The 21,979-nt window shown below is 73.1% G+C and carries 21 protein-coding genes and 1 pseudogene; 12 read left to right on the top strand and 10 right to left on the bottom strand.

Annotation, left to right across the window (positions count from 1 at the left end; all coding sequences use genetic code 11):
* Window positions 1-192: 192 nt before the first annotated feature.
* The 3 genes from ACIQVT_RS08730 to ACIQVT_RS08740 all read left to right on the top strand — a co-directional run bounded on the left by ACIQVT_RS08730 (window position 193) and on the right by ACIQVT_RS08740 (window position 3,118).
* Entirely contained in the window at window positions 193-1,956 is a 1,764-nt protein-coding gene (locus ACIQVT_RS08730) for an FUSC family protein (RefSeq protein ID WP_403749547.1), read from the top strand.
* Window positions 1,957-2,098: 142 nt separating this feature from the next.
* Complete coding sequence (locus tag ACIQVT_RS08735) at window positions 2,099-2,755, top strand: DUF899 domain-containing protein (protein WP_403749549.1); 657 nt, start codon at window positions 2,099-2,101, stop codon at window positions 2,753-2,755.
* 186 nt (window positions 2,756-2,941) lie between these two features.
* The gene (locus tag ACIQVT_RS08740) at window positions 2,942-3,118 is read left to right on the top strand and encodes a hypothetical protein (RefSeq protein ID WP_403749552.1); all 177 of its coding nucleotides are present in this window, start codon (window positions 2,942-2,944) and stop codon (window positions 3,116-3,118) included.
* Window positions 3,119-3,431: 313 nt separating this feature from the next.
* On the opposite strand, the gene ACIQVT_RS08745 is transcribed toward ACIQVT_RS08740, so the two are convergent.
* On the bottom strand, window positions 3,432-3,863 hold the full coding sequence (locus tag ACIQVT_RS08745) for a hypothetical protein (RefSeq protein ID WP_403749555.1): 432 nt from the start codon (window positions 3,861-3,863) through the stop codon (window positions 3,432-3,434).
* 269 nt (window positions 3,864-4,132) lie between these two features.
* Window positions 4,133-4,746, bottom strand: a pseudogene (locus ACIQVT_RS08750) (ATP-binding protein); the annotation flags it as partial.
* 228 nt (window positions 4,747-4,974) lie between these two features.
* Between ACIQVT_RS08750 and ACIQVT_RS08755 the strand changes: the two are divergent.
* Window positions 4,975-5,835 carry a helix-turn-helix domain-containing protein gene (locus tag ACIQVT_RS08755; RefSeq protein WP_403749558.1) on the top strand — a complete coding sequence of 287 codons (861 nt, stop codon included), beginning with the start codon at window positions 4,975-4,977 and terminating at the stop codon, window positions 5,833-5,835.
* Window positions 5,836-6,090, top strand: coding sequence for a DUF397 domain-containing protein (locus ACIQVT_RS08760; RefSeq protein WP_403749560.1), 255 nt, complete (start codon window positions 5,836-5,838; stop codon window positions 6,088-6,090). It abuts the gene before it with no gap.
* An 82-nt stretch (window positions 6,091-6,172) separates the two neighbouring features.
* Here ACIQVT_RS08760 and ACIQVT_RS08765 read toward each other — a convergent pair whose 3' ends face one another.
* Entirely contained in the window at window positions 6,173-7,702 is a 1,530-nt protein-coding gene (locus ACIQVT_RS08765) for a PLP-dependent aminotransferase family protein (RefSeq protein ID WP_403749563.1), read from the bottom strand.
* A gap of 46 nt (window positions 7,703-7,748) precedes the next feature.
* Here ACIQVT_RS08765 and ACIQVT_RS08770 point away from each other — a divergent pair, with 46 nt between their 5' ends.
* Window positions 7,749-8,258: a carboxymuconolactone decarboxylase family protein gene (locus ACIQVT_RS08770; RefSeq protein WP_403749566.1), complete on the top strand. Its 510-nt coding sequence runs from the start codon at window positions 7,749-7,751 to the stop codon at window positions 8,256-8,258.
* 199 nt (window positions 8,259-8,457) lie between these two features.
* Here the strand turns inward: ACIQVT_RS08770 and ACIQVT_RS08775 are convergent, their stop codons facing one another.
* Both ACIQVT_RS08775 and ACIQVT_RS08780 read right to left on the bottom strand, forming a co-directional pair.
* Window positions 8,458-9,945: a glutamate synthase subunit beta gene (locus ACIQVT_RS08775; protein WP_403749570.1), complete on the bottom strand. Its 1,488-nt coding sequence runs from the start codon at window positions 9,943-9,945 to the stop codon at window positions 8,458-8,460.
* A gap of 253 nt (window positions 9,946-10,198) precedes the next feature.
* Window positions 10,199-10,915: a DUF2293 domain-containing protein gene (locus tag ACIQVT_RS08780; protein ID WP_403749573.1), complete on the bottom strand. Its 717-nt coding sequence runs from the start codon at window positions 10,913-10,915 to the stop codon at window positions 10,199-10,201.
* A 177-nt stretch (window positions 10,916-11,092) separates the two neighbouring features.
* Between ACIQVT_RS08780 and ACIQVT_RS08785 the strand changes: the two genes are divergently transcribed.
* Window positions 11,093-11,725, top strand: a complete 633-nt coding sequence (locus ACIQVT_RS08785) for a uridine kinase (protein ID WP_403749576.1) — start codon at window positions 11,093-11,095, stop codon at window positions 11,723-11,725.
* Between the two features lie 91 nt (window positions 11,726-11,816).
* Here the strand turns inward: ACIQVT_RS08785 and corA are convergent, their stop codons facing one another.
* Complete coding sequence (gene corA, locus ACIQVT_RS08790; protein ID WP_403749580.1) at window positions 11,817-12,944, bottom strand: magnesium/cobalt transporter CorA; 1,128 nt, start codon at window positions 12,942-12,944, stop codon at window positions 11,817-11,819.
* Window positions 12,945-13,117: 173 nt separating this feature from the next.
* Between corA and ACIQVT_RS08795 the strand changes: the two genes are divergently transcribed.
* The gene (locus ACIQVT_RS08795; protein WP_403749583.1) at window positions 13,118-13,909 is read left to right on the top strand and encodes a methyltransferase domain-containing protein; all 792 of its coding nucleotides are present in this window, start codon (window positions 13,118-13,120) and stop codon (window positions 13,907-13,909) included.
* 64 nt (window positions 13,910-13,973) lie between these two features.
* On the opposite strand, the gene ACIQVT_RS08800 is transcribed toward ACIQVT_RS08795, so the two are convergent.
* Together ACIQVT_RS08800 and ACIQVT_RS08805 are read right to left on the bottom strand one after the other, a co-directional pair.
* On the bottom strand, window positions 13,974-14,897 hold the full coding sequence (locus ACIQVT_RS08800; protein ID WP_403749586.1) for a carbohydrate kinase family protein: 924 nt from the start codon (window positions 14,895-14,897) through the stop codon (window positions 13,974-13,976).
* On the bottom strand, window positions 14,894-15,802 hold the full coding sequence (locus tag ACIQVT_RS08805) for a pseudouridine-5'-phosphate glycosidase (protein ID WP_403749588.1): 909 nt from the start codon (window positions 15,800-15,802) through the stop codon (window positions 14,894-14,896). Before ACIQVT_RS08805 ends, ACIQVT_RS08800 begins: the two co-directional genes overlap by 4 nt.
* Window positions 15,803-15,901: 99 nt before the next feature.
* Here ACIQVT_RS08805 and ACIQVT_RS08810 point away from each other — a divergent pair, with 99 nt between their 5' ends.
* Complete coding sequence (locus ACIQVT_RS08810) at window positions 15,902-16,333, top strand: VOC family protein (RefSeq protein ID WP_403749591.1); 432 nt, start codon at window positions 15,902-15,904, stop codon at window positions 16,331-16,333.
* Between the two features lie 19 nt (window positions 16,334-16,352).
* On the opposite strand, the gene ACIQVT_RS08815 is transcribed toward ACIQVT_RS08810, so the two are convergent.
* Together ACIQVT_RS08815 and ACIQVT_RS08820 are read right to left on the bottom strand one after the other, a co-directional pair.
* Window positions 16,353-16,907 carry a methylated-DNA--[protein]-cysteine S-methyltransferase gene (locus ACIQVT_RS08815; RefSeq protein ID WP_403749593.1) on the bottom strand — a complete coding sequence of 185 codons (555 nt, stop codon included), beginning with the start codon at window positions 16,905-16,907 and terminating at the stop codon, window positions 16,353-16,355.
* Window positions 16,908-16,947: 40 nt separating this feature from the next.
* On the bottom strand, window positions 16,948-17,820 hold the full coding sequence (locus ACIQVT_RS08820; RefSeq protein WP_403749596.1) for a glycerophosphodiester phosphodiesterase: 873 nt from the start codon (window positions 17,818-17,820) through the stop codon (window positions 16,948-16,950).
* Window positions 17,821-18,099: 279 nt separating this feature from the next.
* Here ACIQVT_RS08820 and ACIQVT_RS08825 point away from each other — a divergent pair, with 279 nt between their 5' ends.
* From ACIQVT_RS08825 to ACIQVT_RS08835, 3 genes are all read left to right on the top strand, one after another.
* Window positions 18,100-18,966 (top strand): MHYT domain-containing protein, encoded by an 867-nt coding sequence (locus ACIQVT_RS08825; protein WP_403749599.1) that lies wholly within the window; start codon window positions 18,100-18,102, stop codon window positions 18,964-18,966.
* A 40-nt stretch (window positions 18,967-19,006) separates the two neighbouring features.
* Window positions 19,007-21,145: an excinuclease ABC subunit UvrB gene (gene uvrB, locus ACIQVT_RS08830; RefSeq protein WP_403749601.1), complete on the top strand. Its 2,139-nt coding sequence runs from the start codon at window positions 19,007-19,009 to the stop codon at window positions 21,143-21,145.
* 160 nt (window positions 21,146-21,305) lie between these two features.
* Complete coding sequence (locus ACIQVT_RS08835; RefSeq protein ID WP_403749603.1) at window positions 21,306-21,884, top strand: TerD family protein; 579 nt, start codon at window positions 21,306-21,308, stop codon at window positions 21,882-21,884.
* Window positions 21,885-21,979: the final 95 nt, after the last annotated feature.

The raw sequence follows: 21,979 nt of genomic DNA on the forward strand, positions 1-21,979 counted from the left end.
ACACGGGCGAAACGTGAGCACACCGTGCATCGCGGGAAGACGCCCTACGGTGGGAACACAGTCCGCCGGCCACTGTCGTCCGAAGGCCCACCCCGCCCTCGTCCGAACAGGAGCCCCGTGTCCCGGCCCGCCGCACCCCCTTGGCTCGCCCACGCCTTCCGTACCCAGCGTGGCCCCGTCCCCTGGAGCGCCATGACCCGTGGCGCGCTCGCCGCGGGACCGCTGCTGCTCGCCGGCCTGCTCGGCGGGCGGACCGCCGTAGGGGTGCTCGCCGCCATCGCCGCGATGCTCGCCGGCATCAACGACCGGCCCGGCGGCCGGCGGGCCTCCGTGCGGCGGCTCGGGGTGCCCGCGCTGGCCGGCGCGCTCGGGCTGCTCGTGGGCACGTACGCCGGGCAGGGCCTGAGCGCCGTACCGCTGACCCTGGCGCTCACCCTGCTGGGGCTGGTCGCCGGAGCGGTCAGCGCGGTCGGACCCGTCGCCTCCGCGGCCGGGACCCAGCTGCTCGTCGCCGCCGCCGTCGGCGCCGGGATGCCGGCGGCCGACCCCGGCTGGCAGCGTGCCCTCGCGTTCCTCGCCGGAGCCGGCTGGCTGCTCCTGCTGCGGCTGGCGCTGCCCACCCCCGGCTCACCCCCCGGGGACTTCCGGTTCGACGGGGAGCGCGCGGCGGTCGCCGACGTGTACGACGCGGTCGCCGCGCTCCTCGACGCCGTGGGCGGGGAACGGGCCACCGCCCGGCGGGCCGCGCTCACCGCCGCCCTGGACCACGCCCAGGACGCCCTCGCCGGGCCCCGGCTGCGCCGGTACGCCGGCTCCGCCGCCGAGCGCCGGCTGCACGCCCGGTTCGCGGCGGCGCTGCCGCTCGCCGAGGCCGCCACCGCCCTGTACTGGGCGGGGGAGCCGGTGCCGGCACGCACGGCCCAGGGCCCGAGGCGGCTCGCCACGGCGATCCGCTCCGGCGGTGGACCCGGCCCGCTGCCCGCGCCGCACCGGTCGGCGCCCGCGCTGCGCGCCCTGGACGACGCCCTGCTGCGCGCCGCCGAGGTCTTCGACCGGGGCGAGGGCGCCCACCGCGGGCTGCCCGGCCGCCGCCGCGGCGCCCGGTGGGCGCTGCGTGCCGCGCTGGGCGCCGGCGGACGCGAGTACGGGCTGCGCGTCGCCCTGTGCTTCGGCGCCGGCGCCGCCATCGCCCAGGCCCTGCACCACGCCCGCTGGTACGGGCAGCACGAGCACTGGTACTGGCTGCCCGCCACGGCCGTCTTCCTCGTGAAGCCCGATCTCGGCCCGCTCGCCTCCCGGGTGCTGTGCCGGGCCGCCGGCACCGTGCTGGGCGCCCTGGTGTTCGCCGGCTGTGCCGCGCTGCTGCCCCGCCCGGCCGGACTGGTCGCGCTGGTCGCGGTCTGCGGCGCCCTGGTCCCGGTCGCCACCCGGCACTTCGCGGCGCTGACCGCCGTCGTCACCGTCCTCGTGCTCGCGCTGGTCATGGCGGGCGGGGAACCGCAGGCCTCCGTCGGCCGGATCGGCGAGACACTGCTGGCCTGCGTGCTCGTGCTGCTCGTCGGGCACCTGCCGCTGCCGGGGCAGCGCGGCGGCGGGGTGCGGTCCCGGCTCGCCGCGGCCGAGAACGCCGCGCGCGCCTACCTCCGCCACGTCCTCGACGGGTCCGGCGACCGCGTCGAACGCTGGGCGCTGCGCCGGGAGGCCTACCGCACCCTCGCCGAGGCCCGTACCGCCATCGCGCACGCCGCCGCCGAACTGCCCGCCCTCGCCCGGCACACCGAGGGCACGGACACCGTCGCCGAGGCGCTGGAACGGCTCGTGGACACGACCACGGCGTGCGCCGTGGAGCTGGACGACACCGGCCGCCTCGGCCCCCGGCACCTGCGACGACTGCGGGAGGCGCTGGGAGAGCTGGGGAGCGGCGGGGAGCCGCTGCCGCTGCCCGTGGCGGCGTGACGGTGCGGTCGGCGGCACCGGCGCCCCCGGCCGCACCGCTGCCGCCCCGGCACAACTGGCCGGAAAACGCTCCGCACCGGGCGATGAGTTCCGCCCGCGCCGACGGTCACCACCCCGAACCGACCGTCGGACAGGAGGGCCCATGTCGCTTCCGGAGATCGTCTCGCGCGAGCAGTGGCGCGCGGCGCGCGAGGAGTTACGGCGCAAGGAGGAGGCGGTCAGACGGGCCCGGGAGCTCCTCGGCGCGGAGCGGCGCCGTCTGCCCATGACCGAGGTCGATCCTGACTACGTCCTCGACGGCGGCGACGGCAAGGCCACCCTCCTGGACCTCTTCGAGGGGCGGACCCAGCTCGTCGTCCACCACTTCGAGTTCGCGCCGGAGTGGACGAGCGGCTGCCCGTGCTGCGCGGCCTTCCTGGACCAGGTCGGTCACCTCGCCCACCTGCGCGCCCGGAACACGTCCTTCGCGGTCGTCTCCCGGGCGCCGTTCACCAGGATCCTGCCGTTCAAGGCCCGCATGGGCTGGGCCGTGCCCTGGTACTCCTCGGGCCACGACGACCTCGGCCGCGACTTCAACCGCGACTTCGAGGCCACCGTCGACTCCGGTGGTGCACCGACCGAGCGTCCCGGGCTCAGCTGCTTCCTGCGCGACCACGACCGGGTCTTCCACACGTACTCGGTGTACGACGACGGACTGGTCGGCCTCGGCACCGTCACCGGGCTGCTCGACCTGACGGCGCTCGGCCGTGATCCCGCCGGCAGCGACCGCCTCCGCCTCCACGACGAGTACGACTCATGACCCGGACGGCCCCCTCGGTCCGCGGAGATCGACCGCCACGGGTCCTGTTCGTGTCACAAGGTGAACGGATCCTCACCGTCCGCGCCCATCAGGTGTCGAGAAGGTATCAGTAGCGTCACTGAGCGAGGCCTTTTCCCTCTCCAGAGCGTTAACTCCTACACGAACGACGCTTTCTGGAGGTGCGAGATGGTGAACGGGCGAAAGGTGCTCGAGCGCTTTCCCGCCGGTGGTCCGCGGGGCTCCTGGCCCGCGGAGGAGTTCGCGCACGCACGCCGACTGGAGGGGCTGGCCGCGGAGGTCGTCATGGATCTCGCCACGGACACGTTCCTGGTCATCGTGCGGGGGAGCGAGGTTTTCGAGTGAGCCGGTGAGCCGGCGTCGGGCGTCCGCCGCTGCCCGGGCTGGAGCGGCGGTACCGGATCGGCTCCGGCGGGTGCCGATGCGGCCCGGACGTGTCCTCCTGGAGGCCGGACCGTTGTCGGCGACGCCGGTACCCGGACCGTTGTCGCCCGGTACCTTCCGCCAGGCGCCTACGGAAACGCCTTCGGAGCGTGCGGCCCGCGCGTCGGGCGCCGTCGGCTCGGCTCCTCCACGATCCGGCCGACGCATCGTGCCGCACCGTCTGTCACGGCCTGACCGGGCCGGCGCCGTCGCTTGCCCGGTACCGGCGCCGGCGTCACGCCGGTATTTCCCGCGACCAGTCCGGTGCGGTCCCCGTGACCCGGCACAGCGCGAGGTAGAGCGGGATCGGCGGGGTGTACGGAACCGTCCCCTCCGGCCGGTGGATGAGGCTGGCGGTGCCGTTGATCAGCGCGCCGGTGGCGTAGTGCGCCGGGTACGGCCACGGCAGGGCGTAGTCGGAGTCCGACGGGACGATCCACCACCAGTGGGACTCGTCGGCGTACACGCATCCCAGCCGCGGCAGCAGGGGCGCGACCCGCGGGGCGAGGTCGTCGGGGACGGCCACGGCGTCCCAGCCGAGCGGGGCCGTCATGCCGGCCGGCACCCGGAGCCGGCGGACCGGATCCACGGTCGGCCGGCGACGCCGCAGGCCCACCAGGGAGTCCAGGCCGATGGCGCCCTCCCGGCCCGCGCCGGCGCCGGTCACGGGCGCTCCCCGTGGCGGTGCGGATCGGGGGCGTGGTGCTGGGGCCGACCGGGTACCGCGTGCCGGTGCGGATCCGGACGCCTGCCCGGCCGGTGCTGCTGTTCCGCGATCACGTGCTGATGCCCGTCCACCGGCGCGTGCCGGTGCTGCTCGGGCGCCCGGTGCGGCGACTGCCCCGCGACGGGGTGCCGGTGCGGCTGCCCCTGCCGGTGCTGCTCCGGTCCGTGGCCGTCGGTTCCGCCCGCCACGTCGTCCTCCGCCACGTCGGCCTCGGCCTGCTGGTCCTCGCCGGAGTCGTCCGGGCGTCCCGGCTTGGGGCGGGCGCCCCAGCCGAGGTCGTCGCGCGGCTCGGCGGTGTCGGGGACCGCGTCGCCCCGACGGGCCAGTTCGGCCCAGACCAGCAGCCCGGGCCCGTGCCCCTGGGCACCCCAGGCCCGGCACAGCGCGTCGACGAGGAGCAACCCCCTCCCGTGCTCCTCGTCGGGGCGCTGCGCGGACGGGTGGGGTTCCCCAGGGGCACAGCCCTCGTCACGCACGGCTATGCGCACCACGTCACCGTGCTCGTGCAGCTCGCACACGACCCGGGTACTGGCGGTGTGCACCACCGCGTTCGTGACCAGCTCGGATATGACCAGGGCCGCGTTGTCGCAGGTGTCCGCGCACACCGACCACCCCGACAACCGGGCGTGCGTCAGGCGTCTCGCCTGGGCGACGGAGCCCGGATGGGCGGCCAGCTCGAACCGGAACCTGCGCTCGGCGGCGCCCCCCTGAGGGGGTGCCCCCGTCGCGGCACCGAGACCGGGGCGGTCTGCGGCGGCGTCTGTTCCTAAGGGCGCGGACGGAATCACGCTGTCACTATCTCCCTGGCGCGGACACTTGGCAAGTGTCACTCTGAAAATTGCAGAGTGCTGTATGACTCGGTCAGAGGTCGTGGCACACTGCTCGCAACAGCACCACGCGCGGCGCCACTTGATGTCGTCGAAGAACCGATCCGGTCTTCGCACGACTTTCGACTGGCGCCGTAGGGCTGTCAGGAAACTTTCGGTGGGGTTCTCGGGAGCCCCGGAACCCGGAGCCCTGGGGTTCCGGGGCTTTCGGTGGAGGTGGCAGCGTGAGCGAACCGCGGTCCGCGCCGACCGTGGGCCAGGTGGTCCTCGGCCGGCGCCTCCTGGACCTGCGGGAACGCGCCGGTCTCAAGCGCGAGGAGGCCGCCCGCCTCCTGCGTGTCGCCCCCGCCACCGTCCGCCGCATGGAGATGGCCGAGGTCAGCCTCAAGATCCCCTACCTCCAACTGCTGCTGAAGGCCTACGGCGTCCCCGACGACGAGGCCGACGACTTCGTCCGGCTGGCCGAGGAGGCCAACAGGCCCGGCTGGTGGCAGCGGTTCCACGACATCCTGCCGGGCTGGTTCTCCATGTACGTCAGCCTGGAGGGCGCGGCCGCCCTCATCCGCTCCTACGATCCGCACTTCGTCCCCGGCCTGCTCCAGACCGAGGACTACGCGCGCGCGGTGCTGACCTCCGGTGCCGTGGGCCAGACCGGCCCGGAGGACATGGAGCGGCACGTCGCGCTGCGCATGCGACGCCAGGAACTGCTCACCCGTACCGACGCCCCCCGTTTCTGGGCGGTGATGGACGAGACGGTCCTGCGCCGTCCGGTCGGCGGCCCGGAGGTGATGCGCGCGCAGATCGACAAGTTGCTCGAGGCCACGAAGCTGCCCCACGTGACGCTCCAGGTCGCCCCGTTCGCCAACGGGCCGCACCCGGGGACGTACGGGCCCTTCGTGCTGTTCCGCTTCGCCATGCCGGAACTGCCCGACATGGTCTACAGCGAGTACCTGACCGGCGCCGTCTACCTGGACGCGCGCACCGAGGTGGCGACCCACCTGGAGGTCATGGACCGCATGGCGGCGCAGGCCGCCACGGCACGACGCACGAAGGAGATCCTCCGGGATCTCCGCAAGGAGCTGTGAATGGACCGGATCAAGCCGCGCGGACGCGTCTACAACGGGATGCCCGCGCGGGACCTGGGCAGCGAGGGGTGGCACAAGCCGTGGAGCGGCGGTAACGGCGGGAACTGCCTGGAGGCGATGAAGCTGGCGGACGGCCGGGTCGCGGTACGGCAGTCCACCGACCCCGACGGGCCCGCGCTGATCTACACGACCGCCGAGATAACCGCGTTCATCGAGGGCGCCAAGGCGGGGGAGGCCGACTTCCTGCTGTCCTGACCCCGTCGGGCGGCCCTCCCACGGCCTGGCGACGCCTCCGGCTCCGTCGCCCGGTGACGGCCTGTGTCCCGGCGCGCCCACGTCAACCGGACGACAGGACCCCGCACAGCGCCTCCAGCGCGGCACCGTAGGCGTGTTCGGCGGGCGCCGCGTACCCCACCACCAGGCCGTCCCCCACGGTCACGCCCTTTCCCGGTGCCGCGTCCGGGTGCCGGAATCCGGCGAGGCCGTCGAGGGCGACGCCCTGCCGTGCGGCGGCCCGTACCGTGGACGCCTCCGTACCGGGCGGCAGCCGCAGCACCGCGTGGAGGCCCGCCGCGATGCCGGTCACCTCGACGTGCGGCGCCCGCGCGGCGAGCACGGCGACCAGCCGGTCCCGTCGCCGGCGGTACGTCTGCCGCATCCGCCGCACATGACGGTCGTACGACCCGCAGGCCAGGAAGTCCGCGAGGGCGAGCTGGTCCGGCACGCTCGCCCACCCCTCCCGCTCGCCCTTCGCCGCCAGCACCGGCGCCACGAGCCGGCTGGGCAGGACCATCCAGCCCAGCCGCAGCGCCGGTGACAGGCTCTTGCTGACCGAGCCGACGTGGACGACCCGTTCCGGATCGAGGCCCTGGAGCGCGCCGACGGGCCGGCGGTCGTAGCGGAACTCGCCGTCGTAGTCGTCCTCCACCACCACCGCGTCCCGCGCGCGTGCCCAGTCGATCACCGCGGCCCGGCGCCCCGGGTGCAGCGGGCCACCGGTCGGGAACTGGTGCGCGGGTGTGAGCAGCACGGCCCGCTCCCGGTCCAGCGCCTCCACCCGCGCCCCGTCGTCGTCCAGCGGCAGCGGTACGGTCCGCACACCGGCCGCCGCCAGCAGGTCCCGGTGGAAGCCCAGCCCGTACGCCTCCACGCCGAGCGGACCGCGCAGTACGCCCCCGGCGTCCGACGCGCGCGGCCCGGCCGCTGCTCCCGCCCTCCTCGAGGTGCCCGGTCCGCCCGGGCCGGACCGGGCGAAGAGCAGCCGGAGCGCGTGCCCGAAACCCGAGCAGATCACGATCCGGTCCGGGTCGGTCCGCACCCCGCGCGCCCGGGCCAGGTACTCCGCCAGCGCCTCCCGCAACTCCCGGCGCCCGGCGGGGTCACCGGGCCCGAACGCCTCGCTCGGCGCAGCCAGGAGCGCCCGCCGGTACGACGCCGCCCAGGCCGCACGCGGGAAGGACGAGGAATCCGGCGCGCCCTGCCGCAGGTCGTGCCGCGGCCCGTGCGCGCGTGGAGGTGCCGTTACGGGCGTTGCCCTGGCGTCTCGCCCCGGCTCGGCGCTCTCCCGCCGGACGGGACGCGAAGGCCCCACCCCCTGGGCGACCCGGGTCCCGGAACCCTGCCGGGCCGTGAGCCAGCCCTCCGCCGCCAGCTCCGCGTATGCGTCGGCCACCGTGTTGCGGGCCACCCCCAGGTCCGCGGCGAGCGAGCGGTACGGCGGCAGCCGGGTGCCCGGAGCCAGCCGCCCGCCGCGTACGGCGTCCCGGAGCGCCCGCGTCAGCGCCGCCCGTCGGCCACCCGGCCCCGACAGCTCCAGGTGCAGGTCGACGCCGATGCGCTGCGCGGAATTGACCCACGAATCCGTCATGGGAATGCACCCTACAACCGGTCTTTGCGGGCCATAGGTTGGACACATGACGACGCATCCGAACACCGCTGCCACCCCCGCCGGGACCACTGCCGCCGCCACCCGCCCGCGCCTGAACCTGGCGAAGGCCGCCCCCAAGGCCTTCCGCGCCCTCGTCGGCCTCGACGCCGCCGCCCGCGAGGGCCTCGACCCGTCCCTCGTCGAACTGATCCAGATCCGGTCCTCGCACCTCAACCAGTGCGCCTACTGCCTGCACATGCACACCAACGACGCCCGCAAGGCCGGCGAGAGCGAGGACCGGCTGCACATGACCGCCGTCTGGCGCGAGGCCCGCCACTTCTTCACCCCGAGGGAGCAGGCCGCCCTCGCCCTGACGGACGCGGTGACCCGGGTCGGCGACGCCGGCGTCCCCGACTCCGTCTACGCCGCGGCCGCCGCCCACTTCGACGACCAGGAACTGGCCCACGTCCTCGCCCTGATCCTCACGATCAACACGTGGAACCGCGTGGCCCTGGCGACGGGCAAGGTGGCCGGCACCGACGAACGCGTCGGCTGAACCGACCCCGCCCGCCCGCCCGCCGGCCGACCGGCGCGGCGCCGGACTCACAGGCGAGCTACGCCGCGGTACGCGCCGCGCCACAACACGGGCCGTGTCGAGCGCCGTTCACCGGCGTCCGCCACCCCGGCGTCGTGCGGACAGCGCGCCGAAGCGGCCGGGGAGCCCACCGGCGTGCCCCCGTCGCCCGCACCGCCCCTCAGACCACCATCGGCCGGTCGGTGGGCGTTATCGGGGCCGGAAGGCGTGAACGGCCCGTCAGGTGACGGTCGACGGCCGCCGCGACCGCCCGACCCTCCGCGATCGCCCACACGATGAGCGACTGTCCGCGCGCCGCGTCACCGGCCGCGAACACCCCCGGCACCCCGGTGGCGAAACCGCCGTCCCGGGCTATCGTGCCGCGTGGCTCCAGTGTCAGCCCCAACTGCTCGATGAGCCCGTCCTCCCGGTCGGGCCCGGTGAATCCGAGGGCGAGCAGGACGAGGTCGGCCGGGAGCGTCCGCTCGGTGCCCGGCACGGGGGACCGCCGCGCGTCGACCTCCACCAGGTGCAGCGACCGCAGCCGCCCCCGGTCGTCCCCGGTGAAGCGCAGCGTGGACGCCGCGAACAGCCGCGCGTCCGCGTCCGCCGCCGGCGCCGTACGCAGGTCCCGCGCCTCCTCGTGCGCGCCCGACAGCCGGTACGTCTTCGGATATGTCGGCCACGGCTCGGTGTCCTCGTCGCGCTCGCCACCCGGCTGGGCGTAGATGTCCAGCTGGGTCACGGACGCGGCGCCCTCCCGCACCGCGGTGCCCAGGCAGTCCGCCCCGGTGTCCCCGCCACCGACGATCACGACGTGTCTGCCGGACGCCGACAGCGGTGAGACCTCCAGGTCTCCCTCGCACACCCGGTTGGCCAGCGGCAGGTACTCCATCGCCTGGTGTATCCCGCTCAACTCCCGCCCCGGCACGGAAAGTTCCCGCCACGCCGTCGCACCCGTCGCGATCACCACCGCGTCGTACCGGCTCCGCAGTTCCCCCGCCGGAACGTCCCGCCCGACCACCGTCGACGTACGGAACCGTGTCCCCTCGGCCCGCATCTGCTCGATCCGCCGCTCCAAGTGGAACTTCTCCATCTTGAACGCGGGGATGCCGTACCGCATCAGCCCACCGATCCGGTCGTCCTTCTCGTACACCGCCACCGTGTGCCCGGCCCGGGTCAGCTGCTGTGCCGCGGCCAGCCCAGTGGGCCCGGAGCCTATGACGGCGACCGTCTTCCCGGACAGCCGCTCCGGCGGCCGCGCCGGGGTCAGCCCGTCCTCCCACGCCCGGTCCGCGATCGCGCACTCGACGTTCTTGATCGTGACGGCCGGCTGGTTGATCGCCAACACGCACCCCGCCTCGCAGGGCGCCGGACACAACCGCCCCGTGAACTCGGGGAAGTTGTTCGTGGAGTGCAGCCGGTCGCTCGCGTCCCGCCAGTCCTCGCGGGACACCAGGTCGTTCCACTCGGGGATCAGGTTCCCCAGCGGACAGGCGTGGTGGCAGAACGGCACACCGCAGTCCATGCACCGGTCGGCCTGCTTGCTGATGATGGGCAGCAGCGCTCCCGGGACGTACACCTCGTCCCAGTCCCGCACCCGCTCCTCGACGGGCCGCCGCGGCCACTCCTGGCGCGGCGTGGTCATGAACCCCTTGGGATCGGCCATGGGCGTCTTCCTCGCGTACGGGGCACCGAAGGCACCGGGTGTACGACGCGCCGTGCCTCGCTGGGCGCTGCTCCTGCGGCCACGATACGTCCGCGCCGGCCACCGCGCAGAGTGGCGGACAACGCCTTTTCGCACAGCCTCCTCGGCCCGCACCCGCCCCGGCCGACAGCGCCCGCTGTGATCGGCAGGGCCCGTCCGTGCTCGATCCCGTCGGCAGCGTCCGTCCGCGCCCGCCTCGGCCGACAGCGCGCCCTCACGCCTCCTCATCCTGTGTCCTCCCCGGCCCCCGCCGCCACGTCCGCAGCGCCTCCTCTACCACCGGGGCGATCCGGCGCCGCGCCTCGTACCGGCCCACCCCGCTCATCAGGAGCTCGTCGTACGGCGTGTCCCGATGCCGTACGGCCGCCACCACCGCCGATGTCACCGCTCCCTCGGACAGCGCGCGCCCGGCCGCGCTGCGCCCCACCCGTCCGCTGCGCCGCACCGAGGCATGGGCCGCGATCGCCCGGGCCCGCTCGTCCGGGCAACCGGGGAACAGCCGGAGGATCTCGGCCGCGAACACCGCCGCGAACCGCTGGTCCTCCATCGCCCTGCCCCGCGCGTCCCGCGCCCGTCTGCGGCGTCGCGCCTCCGCGTCCGCCAGGCAGCGGGCCTCGGCCCGGACCAGCGCGGACGCCTCCACGAGCACGCCCCGGCGTTCGTAACGGCTCTTGCGGCGGTCGAACCGCACCACCACCGCCGACAGGGAACTCTCCTCCAGCGACCTGCGGGTCAGTGCCGTGTCACCGCGCGGCAGGAACACCAGGTGCCCGAGGTCGGCACAGTCCAGGCAGCGCGGGGCCCCGTCCTCCAGCGCCAGCAGTGACAACGGACCGCGCCGACAGCCGGCGCACCGCTTACGACGCAACGGCTGGACGACCACAAGCCGGCCGAGCGGGTCGGGCGAGTCGGGGATCGTGGGAAACGCCATACGCGGTACTTCCCCTCCCACCGCCCGCGCCTCCCCTCCGGGCCGCTGGTTCCTCCCCTCCTTGGGTCGTCCGTCCGGTCCCCGGGTGGAGGCCGGGCACCTGGCCCAGCCCACGCGGTGGCCGCCCGGAAACCGGCACCTGCACGTTCCCCGAAGCCACCCGGCATCATGGTGTCCGTGCGACTCGAAGCGATCACCTGGGACCGGCTCGCCGAACTGCTCGCCGACCGGCTGGCCGCCCTGGAACCGGCCGACGGGGGCGCCTGGCCGCGTGTCGCCTTCGACGGAGCACCGGCCGCCCGGCCCGGGGACCTCGCCGCACGCGTGGGGGAGGCGCTGCGGCTGCGCGGCCGACCCTCACTGGTGGTCGGTGCCGAGGGTTTCCTGCGCCCTGCCTCGCTGCGGCTGGAGCACGGGCGGCGGGACGCGGAGTCGTACTACAGCGACTGGTTCGACACCGGTGCCCTGTGGCGGGAGGTCTTCGGCCCGCTCGACCCCGGAGGTACCGGGCGGATCCTGCCCGACCTGTGGGACCCCGCCACCGACCGGGCCACCCGCAGCCCGTACGTCCCGCTCCCGCCCGGCGGTGTCCTGCTGCTCCACGGCCCCTTCCTGCTCCGCCACTGGTTCCCCTTCGACCTGACCGTGCACCTCCTCCTCTCCCCGGGCGCCCTGCGCCGCCGCACTCCCGAGACCGACCACTGGACGCTCCCCGCCTTCGCACGCTACGAGACGGAGACCGACCCGGTCGGCACGGCGGACGTTCTCGTGCGTGCCGACGACCCGCGCCATCCCGCCTGGAGCGCCTGACCCGGACCCCGGTCACCCGGACGGGCCGTCCGCCCGGCGAACGCCACCGACACCACCGCCCGGCCGACCCCGCGCCCCGGAACTGCGGTGCCTAGAGCCAGCCGTTGCGCCGGAACCCCCGGTACAGCACCAGGCACCCCGCCGCCATCACGGCCATGACCAGGGGGTAGCCGAACCGCCAGTGCAGCTCGGGCATGTTCTGGAAGTTCATGCCGTACACGCCGCACACCATCGTCGGTACGGCGATCACCGCGGCCCAGGCGGTGATCTTGCGCATGTCCTCGTTCTGCGCGACGGTCACCTGCGCGAGGTGCGCCTGGAGGATGGAGTTGAGCAGTTCGTCGAACGCGGCGATCTGTTCCTTCGCCCGTATGAGGTGGTCGGACACGTCCCGGAAGTACGTCTGTATCTCCGGGTCGACGATTCGTACGGGGCGCGTGGCCAGCTCCTCCACGGGCCGCCCGAGGGGCACCACCGCCCGCTTGAGTTCCAGCAGTTCACGCTTCATCTGGTAGATACGGCCCGGGTCGAGGCAGGCGCCGTTCTCCGAGAACACCTCCGTCTCCACCTGGTCGATGTCGGCCTGCACCGCGTCCGTGACGCTCAGGTAGTCGTCGACGACATGGTCGGCGATCGCGTGCAGCACCGCGGCGGGTCCCTTGACGAGCTGCTGCGGGTTCGCCTCCAACTCCTCGCGGAGCGGACCCAGTGAGCCGTGCCGGCCGTGCCGTACGGTGATGACGAAGTCCTCGCCGACGAACAGCATGATCTCGCCGGTGTCCACCACCTCGCTGGTCGCCGTCAGCTGCTCGTGCTCCACGTAACAGACGGTTTTGAACACCGCGAAGAGCGTGTCCCCGTAACGCTCCACCTTGGGGCGCTGATGGGCCTCGACCGTGTCCTCCACCGCCAGCGGATGCAGGTCGAACAGCTCGGCCACGTCCGCGATCTCACCTTCCGTCGGCTCGTGCAGCCCCAGCCAGACGAAGCCCTCGCCGCTCTTGCGGACCAGCCGCACGGCGTCCGCCAGGTCGGCGGGCCCCGGCACACGTACGCCGTCCTGGTACGTCACGCAGTTGACCACCGACGAGCCCAGCGGTGACCTGGCGGGATGGCTCAGGTCCACGCGCGGCCGGCGCCGGCCCAGCCGCGCGACTCCGCGCAGACCACCGACCCTGCCCAGCCCGGTGACCTTCCGCAGATTCCCTGCCATCGACATCTGGATCTCCTCGCGTGGATCTCCGAGCAGCGCTTCCGTGCCCTTGCCCCGCAAGTCTGCCAGTCCCGGACAGAACGTGAGGAAGCCTGTGGGAACAGGAAGTTCCGCTTGTGTCCGCCTGTGGACAGAGGACGGTCGAACGGGACAAGCCGGGTGACTGGGATGATCGCGGCATGACGCCATCCGACGGATACCTCCTGGACAACCAGCAGGACGAGGCGGGCCGACGCTTCGACGCCTTCGCCACACTCTTCGACCCCACGACCTTCCGACACCTCGAACGACTCGGCGTCCGGCCGGGCGCGCGCTGTTGGGAGGTCGGCGCCGGCGGCACCTCCGTCGTGACCTGGCTCGCCGGCAGGGTGGGACCGGCCGGCCAGGTCGTCGCCACCGACATCGACACCTCCCGGCTCGTCACCGCCCGTCCGCCGGTGGAGGTCCGTGTCCATGACGTGGGCGCCGACGAACCACCGGGTGAGGGCTTCGACCTGGTCCACGCCCGGCTGGTCCTCGTCCACGTCCCGGACCGGGAACGGGCGTTGCGCTCCATGATCCGGTCCCTGCGGCCCGGCGGACATCTGCTGGTCGAGGACGCCGACCCCGCCCTCCAGCCGCTGATCTGCCCCGACGAACACGGTCCTGAGCAGCGGCTCGCCAACCGGCTGCGCCAAGGCTTCCGCCAACTCCTCGCGGACCGCGGTGCCGACCTGTCGTACGGCCGCAGACTTCCGCGTCTGCTCCGGGAGGCCGGCCTGCGCGAGGTGGAGGCCGACGCGCACTTCCCCGTCACCTCACCCGCCTGCACCGCACTGGAGGCCGCGACGGTCCGTCAGGTCCGTGACCGGCTGGTCGCCGCCGGACTGGCCACCGACGAGGAGATCGACCGGCATCTGACCGCCGTGGAGGCCGGCACCATGGATCTGGCCACCGCACCCATGATCTCGGCGTGGGGCCGCAAGCCGTAGCGCATGCCCTCGAGGCCTCCGGCCGTTCCGCCAGCCGCACTCACCACCGAACGCCTCCCAGGGGTCAGTTCCCCCGGCCGGGCCGTGGTGGTCTGCCGCCCACCCGTGCCACCGCCTCCGCACCCGCACGACAGCCCCACGCCGCAGCCTCCTCAGGCGCGTTCCCCGCCACCAGCGCGGCGAGGAACGCACCCGTGAAGGCGTCACCGGCGCCCGTGGTGTCCCGTGGCGCCGCCGGCACGGCCGGGACCCGGACCGGTACGGCACCACGGCGGGCCACCAGCGCGCCCTCCGCGCCCGCCTTCACCACCACCATGGGCACGGCCCGGCTCAGCCCGGCCGCCGCTTCCACCGGGTCCGGCACACCGGCCAGCAGGCACGCCTCGTCCCTGCTGGGCAGGAGCACGGCGAGCCCCCGCGTGGACTCCACGAACCGGTCGACCCCCAGTGCCGTCAGGAAGCCGGCCGACGCCGGGTCCAGACTGACCGGCACTCCCCGCGCGTGTGCCGCGGCGACTGCCCCGCGGACCAGCGCGCGGCCCGGCTCGGAGAAGAGCAGGTAACCCGACAGGTGCAGTCGTGCCACGCCGTCGAGCAGCGTGTCCGACCAGTCGGCGGGGCACAAGCGCGCGGACGCCCCGCTGTCCGTCAGGAACGTCCGCTCGGCCGCCGCGCCCGTGTCGACCAGGCATATCACCGTCCCGGTCGCCGCCTGCGGATCCACCACCAGGCGGGGCCGCACCCCGGCCGCCACCAGCTCCTGCTCGTGCCACGCGGCGGCGTCCGCACCCACCCGTCCCAGCAGCCGTACGTCCGCGCAGCCCGCGTGGGCTGCCCAGCAGGCCACGTTGGCGCCCGCCCCACCCGGCAGCGTCCGGACCACGGCGGCCGTGTCGGTGCCGGCGGCGAGCGGCCCACGGTGCCGGGCCACCACATCGGTGACCACGTCCCCGACGACCAGCAGCGCCCCGTTCCTCCCGGAGGTCATCCCCTGGTCCAGGCCGTGGCGATCCGCGCCGCCAGCCGTACGTTGCCGCGCACCGCCGCGAGGTTGGCGTCCAGCGAGGCTCCGCCGGTGTGACGGACCAGGTGGTCCAGCAGGAACGGTGTCACCGCCTGCCCGGTGACACCGCGCTCGGCGCAGACGCGCAGCGCGTCGGCAAGCACCCGCGCGTGCAGCCCGGGATCGAGCTGCTCCGCCTCGGGAACGGGGTTGGCGACGATCAGCGCCGACTCCGGCGCGGCCAGGGCGTCCTGGGCGCGCATGACGGCGGCGACCTGCTCCGGGCCGTCCAGCGTCCAGTCGACCGGATGCCCCGAGTCCGACAGGTAGAAGCCGGGGAACCGGTCCGTGCCGAATCCGGCGACGGCGACACCCAGCGTCTCCAGTCGCTGGAGCGTCGCCGGCACGTCCAGGATCGACTTCACGCCCGCGCACACCACCGTGATCCGGGTCCGCGCCAGCAGCCCCAGGTCGGCGGACTCGTCCTGGGTCAGCGTCCACTCCCGGTGCACACCGCCCAGCCCACCCGTGGCGAACACCCGGATCCCGGCCAGCGCGGCCAGCTGTGCCGTCCCCGACACGGTCGTCGCCCCGCTGGCCCCCGCCGCCACGGCGAGCGGCAGGTCACGGTGGCCCAGTTTCCGGATGCCGTCCTCGTTCGCGACCCGCTCCAACTGCCGCTCGTCCAGGCCGACCAGGGGCCGGCCGTCGAGCACGGCCACCGTCGCCGGCACGGCGCCCTCCCGCCGCACCGCCTCCTCCAGCTCCCGCGCGACCTCGAGGTTGCGCGGACGGGGCAGGCCGTGCGCGATGATCGTGGACTCCAGGGCCACCACCGGGCGCCGCGCGCCGATCGCCTCCCGCACCTCCTCCGACACCACCAGCACCACGTGTCCGCCTCCCGTCCGTCGGTCCCTCCTCATCCCTGGCGGGCGCCGGCACCGGATAAACGCTTGCGGCCTGTGGGGGACGCCACCAGCCTGGGCCGCATGACGAACAACACCACGCGTCTCGACCACGTCGTCCTGTGGGTGGCCGATCCCGCCGCGGCAGCCCGCTTCTACGAGACGGCCGTCGGCCTGGAACCGGTCAGGCTCACCGAGTTCATCGAGGGGAAGGCGTCCTTCCCCTCCGTGCGCGTGAACGAGGAGACCATCCTCGACCTCGCCCCGCGCACCTTCGCCGCACGCATGAGGATGCTGCCCGGCTCGGCCGACAGCGCGGGCCACCCCGTCAACCATGTCTGCCTGTCGCTTCCGGCCGGCGCCTTCGACGCCCTGCGCGCCCGTCTGGAGGCACACGGTGTTCCCGTGTCGGACATGGACCACGGCCTGTCGGGTGCCCGCGGTGCCGCCACCCGCAGCTTCTACTTCCGCGACCTCGACGGCAACGTGTTCGAGGCCCGGCACTACGACGACTAACCGGGCGTCCGGCGGCCGGTCAGAACAGCGGCTCGGGCAGCACCCCCTCCAGCGCCAGCAGCTTCCGCTTGGTCTCCAGGCCACCGCCGAAACCACCGATGCCACCGCCGCTCTCCACCACCCGGTGGCACGGCACGACCACCGGCAGCGGATTGGCGCCCATCGCCGCCCCGACCGCCTGCGCACCGCCGGGCTGCCCGACCCGTCCCGCCAGAGCGCCGTACCCGACCACCGTGCCGTACGGCACTCCGGACGCCAGTTCACGCAGTACCTGCCGGTTGAACCCGGATATGAGCGACCAGTCCAGCGGCAGGTCGAAATCGTGCCGCTCGCCCGCGAGGTAGGCCCGCACCTGGCGTACCGCCTCCGCCAGCAGCGGCGCCTCCGGATCCTCCACGGGCGCGCGGCCCAGCCGGGCGGCGAGCCGCTCCAGCGCCCGCAGGCGCACGGCGTCCGACGCGTGGAAGACGACGTTCACCAGGCCCTCGCCGGTCGCGGCCAGCAGCAGCGGGCCGATGTCGGTACCGACGACGGTCCACACCAGTGGTTGCGGATCACGCACGTGGCTGTCCATGCGCCCACGGTACGACCCGCCACTGACAACGCCGCCGCGCTCAGTCCGGGGCCAGCGCCGTCCGCACCACGTCCGGCTTGTTGCTGATGATCCCGTCGACGCCGTACCCCGCGACCCGGCGCGTGGCGGCCGCGTCGTTCACCGTCCAGGCGAAGACGCCGAGCGGCCTGCCGTGCGGCCCGGTGATGGCGTGCGCGGCCGACACGTACCCCAGGGACAGCGAGTCGTAGGACGGATTCACCAGGTCGGCGAAGGCTGCGAAGCGGGGCAGATCGGCCACGGCGGGTGTGCCCAGGTAGGCGGTGGTGAGCGCGGGCTTCAGCTCGTGGACGGTCCGCACGCTGTCGGCGCTGAAGCTCTGCACGATCAGCCGGTCCGGATGCCGGTCGTCGAGCCAGCCCTCGTTCGCGAGGAGCTTCAGGATCTGCTGTTCGAGACCCGGGTACAGTTCCGGGTTCTTGACCTCCAGGAGCAGCTTCTCGTGGTTGTGCTCCAGCCGGCGCATGTACTCCGCCAACGTCGGCACGCGCGTGCCCGCGTACGCGGGGGAGAACCAGCTGCCCGCGTCCAGCCGGGCGATCTCGGCGGCGGTGAAGTCCTTCACCTTCCACGGCGCGCGGTCGGGGAAGACCTGCTCCACGTCCGTGGTGCGTTCCAGGCTGTCGTCGTGGATGACGACCAGCACACCGTCCTTGGTGCGCTGGACGTCGTTCTCCACCCAGGAGAAGCCCAGCTCGGCGGCCTTGTCGATGGAGGCCAGCGTGTTCTCGGGGGCGTAGGCGGAGGCGCCCCGGTGGGCGATCACCGTGGGTGGGCCGTGCTCGCCCGCCCGGGCGTCGGAAGTAGGGCTCAGCAGGGCCGCCACCGTCCCCAGGACCGTGGCGACGGTGGCGGCGACCACGCGCGCGTACATGCGTACTCCTCGCGTCGAGCGAATACCGACAGCACCAGACTGACAGCACAGCGTCGACCACACCCGGGCCGCGCGCGATAACAGACCGGACGGAGATGCCCCGCGACCGCTCACCAGTGCCGCACAAGTGGGGCAACGCCGTGTTTCTTTGCCGCAGAATCGTTCGACCATTCCGGTGGGGGTCATACTCTCTGCGACAACCCTGACCGCCGCGCGGTCCTGGGACGGGGGCGCATTTTCGAACATTCCGGGACGTAAGAAGGCGGAAGGGCAGCCGCGATGCAAGGCACGGTCGACGGATTCAGCTACGGGGCCGTGACCCCGCTGGTGGCCTACCTGATGGCCTGCCTCGGTGGCGCCCTCGGCCTGCGCTGCACCACCAGATCCCTGTTGGTCACGCACTCCAGGCGGCCCGCCTGGCTGGCCCTCGGCTCGGCCGCGATCGGCTCCGGCATATGGACCATGCACTTCGTCGCCATGATGGGTTTCTCCATCCAGGGCGCGCCGATCCACTACGACGGGCCGATCACCTACGCGAGTCTCGGTCTCGCCATCGTCATGGTCGGTGTCGGCATCTTCATCGTCGGCTACCGGGGCGCCACCGGCATCCCGCTCGTCACCGGCGGCACGATCACCGGTCTGGGTGTCGCCTCCATGCACTACCTCGGCATGGCGGGGGTCCGCTTCCACGGCCGGTTCACCTACAACACGGTCACCGTCGCCGCCTCCGTCGTCATAGCGGTCGTCGCCGCCACCAGCGCCCTGTGGGCCGCCGGCCGTGTCCGGGGCTTCCTGTGGAGCGTGGGCGCGAGCCTGGTCATGGGGCTCGCGGTCAGCGGGATGCACTACACCGGGATGGCCGCCCTCGGTGTCCACCTCGACGGCGCCTCCCACGCGGCCGGAGGCGCACCCGAGCCCTCCGTGCTCGCGCCGATGCTCATCGGCCCGCTCGCCTTCCTGCTCCTCGCGGGCGTCGTCGTGATCTTCGATCCGCTGATGGTCACGGGCCGCCCGGACTGGACACCGGTCGAGCACAAACCGGGTGTGCCGGCCGCCGCCGTCGCGTCCCACGCGGATCACCGGCCCGCCCTCCATGGAGGACGTCCGGCGGAGCACCACGGCCACCGCACCCCGCAGAACCGCTGATCGAAGCCCATTGTCAGTGGGGGGTCGTACGGTTGATGGCATGCGGCCCGTTTCCCACATCGAACGCACGGGGGCGCCTTTCGAGGTCGTCAGCCCCTACCAGCCCAGCGGCGACCAGCCGGCGGCCATCGCCGACCTGGCCAAGCGCATCGAGGCCGGTGAGAAAGACGTCGTCCTGCTGGGCGCCACCGGCACCGGCAAGTCCGCCACGACCGCGTGGATGATCGAGAAGCTCCAGCGACCCACGCTCGTGATGGCGCCGAACAAGACGCTCGCCGCCCAGCTGGCCAACGAGTTCCGCGAGCTGCTCCCGAACAACGCCGTCGAGTACTTCGTCTCGTACTACGACTACTACCAGCCCGAGGCCTACGTCCCCCAGTCGGACACCTACATCGAGAAGGACTCCTCCATCAACGAGGAGGTCGAGCGGCTGCGGCACTCGGCCACCAACTCGCTGCTCACCCGCCGTGACGTCATCGTGGTCGCGTCGGTGTCCTGCATCTACGGCCTGGGCACCCCGCAGGAGTACGTGGACCGCATGGTCCCGCTCCGGGTGGGCGACGAGGTCGACCGGGACGAGCTGCTGCGCCGCTTCGTCGACATCCAGTACACCCGCAACGACATGGCCTTCACCCGCGGCACCTTCCGGGTCCGCGGCGACACCATCGAGATCTTCCCGGTCTACGAGGAGCTGGCCGTCCGCATCGAGATGTTCGGTGACGAGATCGAGGCGCTCTCCACGCTGCATCCCCTCACCGGCGAGATCATCAGCGACGACCAGCAGCTGTACGTCTTCCCGGCCTCCCACTACGTCGCCGGCCCCGAGCGCATGGAGCGGGCCGTCAACGACATCGAGAAGGAGCTGGGGGACCGCCTCGCCGAGATGGAGAAGCAGGGCAAGCTCCTGGAGGCACAGCGCCTGCGGATGCGCACCACGTACGACATCGAGATGCTCCGCCAGATCGGCACCTGCTCCGGCGTGGAGAACTACTCGATGCACTTCGACGGACGCCTCCCCGGCTCCCCGCCCAACACCCTGCTGGACTACTTCCCCGAAGACTTCCTGCTCGTCATCGACGAGTCGCACGTCACCGTCCCGCAGATCGGCGCGATGTACGAGGGCGACGCGTCCCGCAAGCGCACGCTCGTGGACCACGGCTTCCGCCTGCCGTCGGCCCTGGACAACCGTCCCCTGAAGTGGGAGGAGTTCCAGGAGCGCATCGGTCAGACCGTCTACCTGTCGGCCACTCCAGGCGCCTACGAGCTCTCCCGGTCGGACGGTGTCGTCGAGCAGATCATCCGTCCCACCGGCCTGGTCGACCCGGAGGTCGTGGTCAAGCCCACCGAGGGCCAGATCGACGACCTGGTGCACGAGATCCGCAAGCGCACCGACAAGGACGAGCGGGTCCTCGTCACCACACTGACCAAGAAGATGGCCGAGGACCTCACCGACTACTTCCTGGAACTCGGCATCCAGGTCCGCTACCTGCACAGCGACGTCGACACCCTGCGCCGCGTCGAACTGCTGCGCGAGCTGCGCTCCGGCGAGTACGACGTCCTGGTCGGCATCAACCTGCTCCGTGAGGGCCTGGACCTGCCCGAGGTGTCCCTCGTGGCGATCCTGGACGCCGACAAGGAGGGCTTCCTCCGCTCGGGCACCTCGCTGATCCAGACCATCGGCCGCGCCGCGCGGAACGTCTCCGGCGAGGTCCACATGTACGCCGACAGGATCACCCCGGCGATGGAGAAGGCCATCGACGAGACGAACCGCCGCCGGGAGAAGCAGGTCGCCTACAACAAGGCCAGGGGCATCGACCCGCAGCCGCTGCGCAAGAAGATCAACGACATCGTCGCGCAGATCGCCCGCGAGGAGGTCGACACGGAACAGCTCCTCGGCTCCGGTTACCGCACCACGAAGGACGGCAAGGCCGCCAAGACCCCCGTCCCGTCGCTCGGGGACAAGGCGGCGAAGGGCGCGAAGGCCGGCAAGAACGCCAAGGGCAGGACGGTCCCGACGGACCGGCCGGCGGCCGAGCTCGCCGGACAGATCGAGGAGATGACGGAACGGATGCGCGCCGCCGCCGCCGAGCTCCAGTTCGAGATCGCGGCCCGGCTGCGTGACGAGGTCTCCGAGATGAAGAAGGAGCTGCGCCAGATGCGGGAGGCGGGCCTCGCCTGATCCCGGTGACGCGCCGGACCCCGCTGCTCGCGCCGAGTGTTGCAACACCGACACAAAGGGCCGTCCGGGGTTCGGTGCCGTCGGGGCCGGTGCATAGGGTTTCGACGACCGCGCGGTGCCACGGCGCGGCAACAGGGGAGAGTCGAGAGGGGAATCAGCCGTGACCGTGAACTTGTCCAAGGGTCAGGCCATCAGCCTGGAGAAGCAGGACGGGGCCACCCTGACCGCGGTCCGTATGGGCCTCGGCTGGCAGGCGGCGAAGCGGCGTGGTCTGTTCGGCTCCCGTACCCGGGAGATCGACCTGGACGCCTCGGCGGTCCTCTTCGCGGGCGGGGAACCCAAGGACGTCGTCTTCTTCCGCCACCTGGTGAGCGACGACGGTTCGGTGCGCCACACCGGGGACAACCGCGTCGGCGGCGCCGGCCAGGGCGGGGACGACGAGGCGATCCTGGTGGACCTCCAGCGCGTCCCGGTCCACATCGACCAGATCGTCTTCACCGTGAACTCCTTCACCGGTCAGACCTTCCAGGAGGTGCAGAACGCGTTCTGCCGCCTCGTCGACGAGACCAACGGCCAGGAACTCGCCCGCTACACCCTGGCCGGCGGGGGCGACTACACCGCCCAGATCATGGCCAAGGTGCACCGTGCCGGCTCCGGCTGGACGATGACCGCCATCGGCGCCCCGGCCGGTGGCCGCACCTTCCAGGACCTGATGCCGGCGATCCTGCCGCACCTGTAGTACCGGCCGGCGGGCGGGGCAGGTAGGACCGGGCCGGCGGACGGGCGCGCGGGACGCTGCACAGGGGACGACGGCGCTGACGGCCGAGCTGGTGC

This window comes from Streptomyces sp. NPDC100445, from assembly GCF_044759735.1.
Lineage (GTDB): Bacteria > Actinomycetota > Actinomycetes > Streptomycetales > Streptomycetaceae > Streptomyces.